Below are 9,263 nucleotides of genomic sequence, written 5' to 3'. Positions count from 1 at the left end.
GTGCGAGCTTCATGCCGCGCTCCCGGCGAAGCGGTTGGCCGGGCGCGCCAGGCCGAGGTTCTCGCGCAGCGTCGCGCCCTCGTACTCGCGGCGCAGCAGGCCGCGTTCCTGCAGCAGCGGCACCACCTCGTCGACGAACACCTCGACGCCGCCCGGCAGGTATGGGAAGAACACGTTGAAGCCGTCGCAGGCGCGGGCCTGGAACCAGGCGTCGAAGGTGTCGGCGATGTCCTCGGCGGTGCCGATCACCGGGTTGCCGCCGGCCAGGCGCAGGTACAACTGGCGGATGCTCAGGCCCTCGCTGCGCGCCAGTTCCAGGACCTTGTCGCGGCGGCTGCCGCGCTGGCCGACCGGGGTTTCCGGCAATGGGCCGTCGAGGTCGTGGGCGGACAGGTCGATATCCTCGCCGAGGGTATCGGCCAGCAGGCGCAGGCCGAGCACCGGGTCCACCAGGCTCTGGAATTCCTCGAACAGCTCGCGCGCCTCTTCGCGGGTGCGGCCGATGAAGGGCGTGATGCCGGGAAGGATCTTGATCCCGTCCGGATCGCGGCCCAGCGCGGCGGCGCGCTGCTTGACGTCGGTGTAGAAGGCCTGGGCGGCAGGAATGGTCTCGGCCATGGCGAAGATGACTTCCGCCACGCGCGCGGCCAGGGCCTTGCCGGCATCCGAGGCGCCGGCCTGTACCAGTACCGGGTGGCCCTGGGGCGGGCGCGCCACGTTGAGCGGGCCGCGCACCGAGAAGTACTCGCCCTTGTGGTCGAGCACGTGCAGCTTGGCCGGGTCGAAGTACTGCCCGCTGGCCTTGTCGCGCAGGAAGGCGTCGTCTTCCCAGCTGTCCCACAGGCCCTTGACCACGTCGTGGAACTCCTCCGCGCGACGGTAGCGTTCGGCGTGGTCGATATGCGCCTCGCGGCCGAAGTTCCAGGCCTCGTCGGAGACCACCGAGGTCACCAGGTTCCACGCGGCGCGGCCCTTGGACAGGTAGTCGAGCGAGGCGAACTTGCGGGCGATGTGGTACGGCTCGTTGTAGCTGGTGGTGGCGGTGGCGATCAGGCCGATGCGGCTGGTGACCGCGGCCAGCGCGGCCATCAGGGTCAGCGGCTCGAAGTGCTCGCCGCGCGCGGTGCGGCTCAGGGCGTCGAGGTGATGGCCCCAGAGGGCGACCACGTCGGCGACGAACAGCGCATCGAAACGGCCGCGCTCGGCGGTCTGCGCGACCTGCTTGAAGTAATCGAAGTCCAGGCTGGCGTCGGCCTGCGCCTTGGGGTGGCGCCAGGCGGCGACGTGGTGGCCGCTGTTGGCGAGGAAGGCGCCGAGCTTGAGCTGGTCGGTACGGCGGGTCATGTCTTGTCTCCCGTTCGGGCGGGCGCCGTGTGGGCGCCCGCTGGCTTGCGCCGGGTCAGAAGTTGTAGGCCAGGCCCGTGTACCAGTAGCCGCCGGTGGTGCCGTAGGGCGAGAAGTTGCCGTACGGGAAGGCGCCGGAGGTGCTGGGCAGGTGCGTGCGGTCCGGATAGACGTTGAACAGGTTGTTCGCCCCGGCGGTGAGGGTCAGGTTGCGGGTCAGGTGGTAGTCGACGTTGAGGTCGGTGATCCACTGCGGGTCGAAGGTGCGGTCGTAGGCCTCGGCGGTGCCGTACTGGGTGTACTCGCCGTAGCGGGTCAGGTTCAGGCTCACGTCGAACTGGCCGATGCTCCAGTCGGCGCCCAGCAGCAGGCGCGATTCCGGCTGGCCGTCCTTGAGGTTGCCCTGGCGCTGGCGGTCGTAGCCGCCGTCCGGGCCGAGGGCGGCCTGGGCCACCGGGGAGGCGTGGATCTTGTCGATCTGCGTGGTGTTCCAGTTGAAGCCGGCGTTGTAGCGGATGCTGCCGTAGGCGCCCAGTTCCTGGCGGAAGTCGCCGACGATGTCGACGCCGCGGGTGGTGGTGTCCAGGGCGTTGGTGAAGTAGGTGACGGACTGGTTGGGGTTGAGCCCGGCGTCGACGAGGATCCCGCGGATGTAGTCGGTGCCGCCCAGGTAGCCGGTCTGGGCGATGCGGTCGCGGATCTTGATCTGGTAGGCGTCGATGGTCAGGCTGCTCGCCGGGGTCGGCTGCAGGGTCAGGCCGACGCTGTAGTTGGTGGATTTCTCCGGCTTGAGCGTGGAAGCGCCCAGGGCCTTGGCCACGTCGGAATCCACCGCGACGTTGCGGTAGTCGATCAGGTTGCCGTTGACGCTGCTCTGCGAGGTCGAGCTGTAGATCTGCTGGGCCAGCGAGGGCGCGCGGAAGCCGGTGCTGGCGGTACCGCGCACGGCCAGGATCGGGGTCAGCTGGTAGCGGGTGGACAGCTTGCCGTTGGTGGTCACGCCCGAGCCGTCGTTGTAGTGCTCGTAGCGCCCGGCGAGGTCGACGTGCCATTTGTCGGTGAAGTCCTGGCCGATCTCGCCGTAGCCGGCGTAACTGGTGCGGCCCTTGGAGGCGGCGTCGGCCGGGGTGGTGCCGGCGCCGGAGATGGTGCCGGGGGCGATCAGCGCGCCGTTGGTGCCGTACTGGTAGTCGCCATAGCCGTAGGAGGCGTACTCGCCCTTGCCGATCTTGTAGTTCTCGTAGCGGTGCTCCAGGCCCCAGGAAATCTGCGTCGGCTTGGCCAGGCCGAGGTCGAAGGCGCGGGTCAGGTCGAGGTTGCTGGTCCACTGGCTGAAGGTCTTCACGCCGGTGTCGACGTTGGTCGGCGAGTCCGCGCCGTAGCTGAGGTTGTAGGTGTCGGTCAGCGTGGCGCGGGCGTGGTCCTGGCCGTAGGTGGTGGACAGGTCGTAGTCCCAGCCGGCCGCTTCGCCCTTGCCGCCGAAGGCGAACTGGAAGTCGTTCTCGATGAACCGCAGGTTGTCTTCGATGCCCTCCGGGTAGGGCGTCGGGATGCCGTTGAAGCTGGCCGGCTGGTGGAATGCCAGCGGCTTGGACGACTCGCGGTTGGTGTAGGTGGAGAAGGAGTACAGAGTCAGCGCGTCGTTCACCGGCAGCTCGGCGTTGTAGCCCAGGCTGAAGTTCTCCACCTTCGGCAGGCCGGTGCCGTAGTAGGTGTGCTTCTGGCTGGTGTTGCCGGCGGAGTCGGTATAAGGCGCGTTGTCGGAGCGGTCGGAGACGTTCTGGTGCTTGTAGTCCAGGGCGAAGTTGACGAAGCCCTCGTTGCCCAGTTCGAAGCCGATGTTGCCGCTCTGGCGGGCGGTCTCGCCGTCGCCGTTCTCGTAGTTCTGCCCGTAGGTGGTGGCCAGCCGGCCGCCGTGGTCGGTCTGCTTGAGCACCACGTTGATCACCCCGCCGATGGCGTCGGAGCCGTACTGCGCGGACGCCCCGTCACGCAGGACTTCGACGTGGTCCACCAGGGCGGTGGGGATCATGTCCAGGTCCACCGGCTGCGAGCCGGAGTTCAGGTAGGTGCCGTTGTTGAGCAGGGCGCTGTTGTGCCGGCGCTTGCCGTTGACCAGCACCAGCACCTGGTCACCGTTGAGGCCGCGCAGGCTGATCGGGCGCACCACCGAGGTGGAGCCGAAACCGGACGACGCCGGCAGGTTCAGCGAGGGCAGCACGCGGCTCAGGGCGCGGGTCAGGTCGCCCTGGCCGGTGGCTTCCAGCTGCTTGCTGGAGATGACGTCCACCGGCGCCGGGCTATCGGCCAGGGTGCGCGCCTGGCCGCGGTTGCCGACCACCACCACGGTGCTCAGGCGGTTGTCGGCGGTGGTCTTGCTGCTATCGGCGTCGGCATCGGCGGCGAGCGCCGGCAGGGCCTGGCCGATGGCGAGGAACAGGAGGCTGTGGGTGAACAGCGTGCGGGCGGTCGATGCGCTCCGGGCACGGGTGACTGCGGTCATGGTTACGCTCCAAGGTTTGCTCCCGGCTGGCTCCCGTCTGGGTGGCCGCTGCGGGTTATCGTGTCGACGGCATCGGGGCCGCGTTGGCGAACGGCTTGTTGCTGGGAGGGACTGGTCGCGTTCAGTCGGAAGGCAGGCTCAAGCTCATGGCGGTGACAAGGCAAGCGCTGTGCCAGCCTGGAAAGGCCTTGTGTTTCATGGGCTTGCGCGGGGCGCTGGAAATTCCCTGCTGGGTTTGCAGCAGCGCCGATCCAGGCTGTTGCTTTTCTCCCAGCCGCTGCCGAGAGGGGAATGCACGATGACGCGATGCTGCATTTGCAGCACTGGGCGTGCGGGCTGTCAGGGTGCCCGGCGGGGCGCTGGCACAGCCCTTGCTCTGACGCTGCTTTCGCTTATTGCCTGGAGAGATGCATGCCAAGACCTGGCCCGCGCAACCTGATCACCGATATCCCCGGCCTGTTGGTCGGCCATGCCACCGATGAACGCGTGCGTAGCGGCGTCACGGTGCTGCGCCCGAACGGCGTGTGGACGGCCAGCGTCGACATTCGCGGCGGCGGCCCCGGCGGGCGCGAATCCGCCGCGCTGGAGCCGGAGAACATGGTCGGGCAGCTGCATGCTCTGGTGTTTTCCGGCGGCTCGGTGTTCGGCTTGGGGGCGGCCGATGGCGTGAGCGCGGAGCTGTCAGCGCGCGATATCGGCCTGCACCTGAAGGCCGGTGCGCCGGCGATACCCATAGTGCCGGCGGCGGTGCTGCACGACCTTGCCAATGGCGGCGACAAGGGCTGGGGCGTCGACCCGCCATACCGCGCGCTGGGCCGCGAGGCGCTGGCCAGCCTGGATGTGGAATTCGCCCTGGGTGCAGTGGGTGCCGGGCGTGGCGCCATGGCGGGTGTCCTGCCGGGCGGGCTGGGTTCGGCCTCGCTGGACCTGGGCGACGGCCTGCTGGTCGGCGCGCTGGTAGTGGCCAACCCCATCGGCAGCGTCTACATGCCCGACGGCGAGACCTTCTGGGCCTGGCCCTGGGAGCAGGGCGGCGAATTCGGTGGGCGCGTGCCGGCGCAGCGCATGGATTGCAGCGAGCCGATGCCGGAGCTGTCGCGACTGGACTCCATGGGCCGCCTGCAGGCCGGCGCCAACACCACCCTGGCAGTGGTGGCGTGCAATGCGCGGCTAACCACGGCCGAGTGCAAGCGCCTGGCGATCATGGCCCAGGACGGCATCGCCCGCGCGGTACGCCCGGCGCACCTGCCGTTCGATGGCGACAGCCTGTTCGCCATGGCCTCGGGCGATGTCGAGCTGGTTGACGGCCAGCGCCGCCAGGTGGAGCTGTCGCGCATCGGCTCGGCCGCCGCCGACTGCGTGGCGCGGGCGATTGCGCGGGGTGTTTACCTGGCCCGCACCCTGTAGGAGCGCGCTTGCTCGCGAACAGCCCAGTCGCGGTGCCAAGCGGTTCGCGAGAAAGCTCGCTCCTACAAGATCAAAAGCCCCTCACCCTGGCTGCGCGCCCCGCTCCGAAGGTAGATGGAACTGGTTCGGTGCCGGCTGAAACTTTGGCCTCAGCCGGCACGGAAAGCTCCCTCTCCCTTCAGGGAGAGGGCGGGGGAGAGGGCTGGCTCCCGCTCGGTACTTCAGGCAGGAGCGGACCTTGTCCGCGAAATCCGTTGCGGCGGAGCAGTCATGTTTGGGGAGGCACCTCAGCATGGCGCCCGTTCCGTCCGGGGTGTTCGTCCTTGGGGGTTTGCGTGAAGGATGAGACTTCGCGGACCTTGTCCGCGAAATCCGTCGCGGCGGAACAGTTACGTTTCGGGTGGCACCTCGGCAATGGCGCCTGTTCCGTCCGGGGTGTTCGTCCGTGGATGCTTGCGCGAAGGGTGAGACTTCGCGGACAAGGTCCGCTCCTACGACTAGATACCGGAGTCAGCCGATAGGAACGGACAGGTCCGGCAGGGGAATCCGCTGCTGGGCGGTTCGCGAGCGAGCTCGCTCCTACTGGGTGAGTCCGGCGCTGATTCAGCGATCGGGCAGATAAGGATTGCCAGCCAGCGCGCGCTCTATCCGGCGGGCCGCGCGGGCCGCTTCCTGCGGCAGGCCGAGGGCGTTGTAGACCCGTTGCAGATGACGGTTGCCGGGTACGTCGAAAGCGTCGTAGCGGCGCCGCAGCTCCAGCGCCTGCTGTGCGGCCAGCCATTGGCCGGCGCGCAGTTGCGCATCCAGTTCGATCAGTGCGAAGAGGTCGCGCTGGGCGTGGCTGCCGCCAATCTCGCCGAGGCGCGGCAATGCCTGCCCGAGCCGCCGCGCTGCCAGCGCGTACTCACCGCGGGCATGGGCGTACAAGCCTTCGGCGGCGGGCAAGGTGACTTCGGCCCAGGCCGCACGGCTGTAGTCCGGCGCCTGGCGTGCCCGCTGGCGCAGCGCCTCGAGCAACTCGCCGGCTTCTTCCTGCCCGGCGCGGGCCAGGCCGTAGAGGTATTGCAGGCTGAGGAACGGCTGCACGACGTCCGCCCGGCGTTCGCGCAGGTAGGGCAGCAGTGCTTCCCAGCGCGGGCCGACGTCGATACCGGCGAACTCCAGGCGGGCCAGCAGCGAGACCGCGCCGATCTGGTCCTGGGAATACTCGGGGAAGATGCCCCAGACGTGCTGGTCGTAGATTTCCAGCACGCGCCGCTCGTTGCCGCGCGCCAGGTGGAACAGCGCCAGGTGCCACCAGTTGTGGGTGTACATGAACGAATTGAGCCCCTCCCAGCCGGCACTGGCTTCCTCGAGAAACTGCGTGCCTTCCTCGATGCGGCCACCGGTCAGCAGGACGTGGGCGAGGGCGTGTTGCGCCCAGGGCTCGCTCGGCAGCAGTTGCAGGGCGTAGCGCGCCGCCGCTTCGGCTTCCTCCAGCAGATGGCACTGCTCGTAGGCGAAGGCCAGCATGCCGTAGGCCTGGGGCACATCCTCAGCGCCTTTCACGGCTTTCAGGGCGATGCGCAGCATGGCCGGCGAGTTGCCGCGGTTGAATTCGAAGTACTGATTTAGCTTGGCCGCCAGCAGGTCGCGAGGGTGCTCGTCGAGTAGACGTTCGCTCAGGCGCAGCGCCTCGGGCAGGTCGTCCGCGCTCCAGGCCGCGAGCAGCGCGGTATAGCGCTCGGCGCGGGGAATGCCGGGGCCCGCCGCCCAGGCCCGCTGCAGGTAACGCGCGGCGAGGCTGGGCGCCTGTGGCGATTCGGCGAACATCATCAGCAGCCCGGCGAAGGCGTTGGCCAGCACCGAGGCAGGGTCGGCATCCGCGCCAGCGAGGATGTTTTCCGCGCGGGTCTGGTAGGCCAGCACGCCGCCGGTGAAGTCATCGATGGCCCGGCGGGTGTCCGCGTGTTCGCTGTCGATGGGGTTGCCGAGATAGTCCTGGGTCATGTGCCGCCGCTCCACGTAGAAGATGCAGCCTAGTCGCAAAGCCTGTGCCAGTCGCGCAGGCTGGGCTTGCCCGACGCCTGCGCCCGTTCGCCGCAATGCGCCGCAGTGCCCGCTCTGCGTAGGAGCGAGCTTGCTCGCGAACCGCTGTCCTGCGCTCCTTCAGCTCCGTCATGGAGGACCGGCGTCGCGCGCTTCCGCTGCGAATGAACACTCGCAACCGGGGGAGTGCTGCTTTTCAGGCAATGCGCCGCCCTCGCTGTGTGATTTGCACCAGCGGCCTTGCCCCCCAGCACCGCGAACCCCGCAGCAGCGGGGCTGCAGGGCCATGGCACAGCGCTTGCTCAAGCCCCTGGGCCAAGCCGATTCGCGGCGCTGATCCTCCAGGAGCCTCCATGTCCAGTCCCACTTTCCGCCTTGCGCCTCGTCGCCCTCGCCATGCCCGGCTGCTCGCCGGCCTGCTGGCGGCCGGGCTGGCCATGGCGGGCTCCGCCGTGGCGGAACCTACCCGCGGCGGCCAGCTCGACCTGGTGGCGCAACCCGAGCCGCCGTCGCTCTCCCACGCGGTGGTCAGTCACGTCGCCACCCAGTACGTCGGCGGCAAGATCCTCGAAGGGCTGATCACTTTCGACAACGAGCTCAAGCCGCAGCCGGTGCTGGCGCGCAGCTGGACGGTGTCGCCGGACGGCCTGACCTACACCTTCGACCTGCAGCCCGGCGTGAAATGGCACGACGGCCAGCCCTTCAGCGCCGATGACGTGGTGTTCAGCTTCCAGGACTTCTATCCGGAAGTGGACAAGCGCATGGCGAGCATCTTCGGCGAATACGTGCAAAGCGTGCAGGCCAAGGGCGCCGAGCAGGTGGTATTCCATCTGAAGAAGCCTTTTTCGCCGCTGCTCTCCGCGCTGGGCAGCGGCCTGCGGCCCATCGTGCCCAAGCACCTGTATGCCGGCACCGACTACCGCAGCAACCCCTACAACCTCAAGCCGGTGGGCACCGGGCCGTTCGTCTTCCAGGAGTGGAAACGCGGCGCCTACATCCGCCTGGCGCGCAATCCGGATTACTGGCACAAGGGCCTGCCGTACCTGGACGGCATCGTCTATCACGTGATTCCCGACGCCGCCGCCCGCGCTGCGGCCTTCGAGCGTGGCGAGGTGCAGGTGCTGCGCAGCGGTGACGCCGATTACGCCGACCTCAAGCGCCTGTCGCAGCTGCCGGGCGTCGAGGCTTCGGAGAAGGGCTACGAGCTGTATCCGGGGCTGGCCTTCCTGCAGATCAACACCCGCAAGCCGGGCCTGGACAATCCCAAGGTGCGCCAGGCGATCCTCTATTCGCTGAACCGCCAGTTCATCGTCGACAACATCTTCTTCGGCACCGGGCGCGTGGCCGCCGGCCCCTTCCTCGGCGCCTTCCACGACCCGAAGCTGCCGCAGTACGGCTATGACCCGGCCAAAGCCAAGGCGCTGATAGCCGAATCCGGCGTGGACGTCAGCAAGCTGCGTGTGCGTCTGCTCAACGGCGAGAAGGGCGGCGCCTGGGAGCGCCTGGCGGAGTACACCAAGCAGGCGCTGCAGCCGCTGGGCATCAAGGTGCAGGTGGCGACCTCCGACGCCGCCACCTGGTACCAGCGCGCCAGCGACTGGGATTTCGACCTGACCTACAACTTCATCTTCCAGATCGGCGACCCCTACCTGACCACCGCCTACCTGTACCGCACCGACTACATCCTCAAGACCTCGCCCTTCGCCAACATCACCGGCTACAGCGACGCGGGGGCCGACGCGCTCTGGCAGCGCGTTGCCAACACGCCCGAAGGCCCACAGCGCCAAGCCGTGTATGGCGAGCTGGAGCGCAAGCTCAACGATGACCTGCCGATTGCGCCGATCTTCGAGATGCGCTTCCCGACGCTCTACCAGCAGCGCGTGCACAACCTGATCCGCAGCGCCACCAGCCTCAACGACAGCTACGCCGAGGTCTACCTGGAGCCAGCCAAGCAATGAATGTGCTGCTGTACGCCGGCGCG

The 9,263-nt window shown here is 68.4% G+C and carries 5 protein-coding genes; 2 read left to right on the top strand and 3 right to left on the bottom strand.

Translation table 11 applies throughout. The annotated features are described in order from the left end of the window. Positions 1-9: 9 nt before the first annotated feature. Positions 10-1,344 carry an LLM class flavin-dependent oxidoreductase gene (locus ACCC94_RS24765; RefSeq protein WP_413352266.1) on the bottom strand — a complete coding sequence of 445 codons (1,335 nt, stop codon included), beginning with the start codon at positions 1,342-1,344 and terminating at the stop codon, positions 10-12. Positions 1,345-1,399: 55 nt separating this feature from the next. Further along, positions 1,400-3,847 carry a TonB-dependent receptor plug domain-containing protein gene (locus tag ACCC94_RS24760; protein ID WP_413352265.1) on the bottom strand — a complete coding sequence of 816 codons (2,448 nt, stop codon included), beginning with the start codon at positions 3,845-3,847 and terminating at the stop codon, positions 1,400-1,402. Between the two features lie 411 nt (positions 3,848-4,258). On the opposite strand from ACCC94_RS24760, the gene ACCC94_RS24755 reads away from it, so the two are divergent. After that, the gene (locus tag ACCC94_RS24755) at positions 4,259-5,254 is read left to right on the top strand and encodes a P1 family peptidase (protein WP_413352264.1); all 996 of its coding nucleotides are present in this window, start codon (positions 4,259-4,261) and stop codon (positions 5,252-5,254) included. Positions 5,255-5,857: 603 nt separating this feature from the next. On the opposite strand, the gene ACCC94_RS24750 is transcribed toward ACCC94_RS24755, so the two are convergent. Continuing rightward, a complete protein-coding gene (locus tag ACCC94_RS24750) occupies positions 5,858-7,243 on the bottom strand; it encodes a tetratricopeptide repeat protein (protein WP_413352263.1) in 1,386 nt (461 codons plus the stop codon). A 476-nt stretch (positions 7,244-7,719) separates the two neighbouring features. Between ACCC94_RS24750 and ACCC94_RS24745 the strand changes: the two genes are divergently transcribed. After that, positions 7,720-9,240 (top strand): ABC transporter substrate-binding protein, encoded by a 1,521-nt coding sequence (locus ACCC94_RS24745; RefSeq protein ID WP_413352267.1) that lies wholly within the window; start codon positions 7,720-7,722, stop codon positions 9,238-9,240. Positions 9,241-9,263 lie beyond the last annotated feature (23 nt).

The sequence above is a fragment of the Pseudomonas sp. Pseusp97 genome (assembly GCF_047304025.1).
Lineage (GTDB): Bacteria > Pseudomonadota > Gammaproteobacteria > Pseudomonadales > Pseudomonadaceae > Pseudomonas.
This window is presented reverse-complemented; position numbering and strand designations above follow the sequence as displayed.

Bases quoted from the DNA above. Each gene is read 5' to 3' on its own strand.
- ACCC94_RS24765 (WP_413352266.1), bottom strand. From the start codon at position 1,344: ATGACCCGCCGTACCGACCAGCTCAAGCTCGGCGCCTTCCTCGCCAAC.
- ACCC94_RS24760 (WP_413352265.1), bottom strand. From the start codon at position 3,847: ATGACCGCAGTCACCCGTGCCCGGAGCGCATCGACCGCCCGCACGCTG.
- ACCC94_RS24755 (WP_413352264.1), top strand. From the start codon at position 4,259: ATGCCAAGACCTGGCCCGCGCAACCTGATCACCGATATCCCCGGCCTG.
- ACCC94_RS24750 (WP_413352263.1), bottom strand. From the start codon at position 7,243: ATGACCCAGGACTATCTCGGCAACCCCATCGACAGCGAACACGCGGAC.
- ACCC94_RS24745 (WP_413352267.1), top strand. From the start codon at position 7,720: ATGGCGGGCTCCGCCGTGGCGGAACCTACCCGCGGCGGCCAGCTCGAC.